The following is an 857-nucleotide window of genomic DNA, read 5'->3' on the forward strand; positions in this document are numbered from 1 at the left end:
AGAACTATGTGGACAAAGTGTCTCCAAATCGTTTGTCTCTAACCTAATTGAAAAGCTCGATCCAGTTGTTAAGGAGTGGGCAAATCGTCCACTCAGTCTTTCCTATTATCCTTATCTTTACGTAGATGCCATGTATATTAAAGTGCGAGAAGGGGACCGTGTTGTATCTAAAGCGGTGTATATCGCTATGGCCTTAAGTAAGCAAGGTAAGCGGGAAATCATCGGTTTAAAAGTGAGCCATCAAGAGACTTTTGTTGCCTGGCAAGAGTTCTTACAAGAGCTAAAAGCTCGGGGAATCCAATCTCCCAAGCTAATTATTTCTGATGCTCATGAAGGCCTAAAGAAAGCCATTGCCCAAGAATTTTTAGGCACTTCCTGGCAACGCTGCACTGTACATCTTAAACGAAATATTTTCTCTCACCTTCCCAAAAAAGATACACAAGAGTTTCGTGCTCAGGTAATAAGGATTTTTCGTGCCACTACAATTGATGATGCACGTCAGTTTTTGGACGACGTCCAAAAAGGTTTCGAAGATGATGTCAAATACCACAAAGCATTAAAGGTATTGGAAGAGGGCTTCGAGGATGCCATCCAATACTTAAGCTTCCCACTAACTATCCATCGATTTATTAATTCCACTAACGCATTGGAGCGAGTAAACCAAGAAGTGCGCAGAAGGGAACGTGTTATTCGGGTATTCCCAAATACAAATTCAGCGTTCCGGTTAATTGGAGCTGTTTTAATGGACATCGATGAACAATATAAGTGGAAAAATCCACTGAATAGAAAACTATAAATAATGAATTTCAGCAACTAATGATTGCCCAGTAATTTTACACAAGATTATGGACTTGACT

The 857-nt window shown here is 40.0% G+C and carries 1 protein-coding gene; it reads left to right on the plus strand.

Annotated features, from left to right (window positions below; genetic code table 11):
• Positions 1-796: IS256 family transposase (locus ACFOZY_RS07215; RefSeq protein WP_378153829.1), on the plus strand; the 796-nt coding region annotated here is incomplete at its 5' end.
• Between the last annotated feature and the right edge of the window lie 61 nt (positions 797-857).

Origin of the sequence: Chungangia koreensis (assembly GCF_042651785.1) — a bacterium.
Lineage (GTDB): Bacteria > Bacillota > Bacilli > Bacillales_A > Planococcaceae > Chungangia > Chungangia koreensis.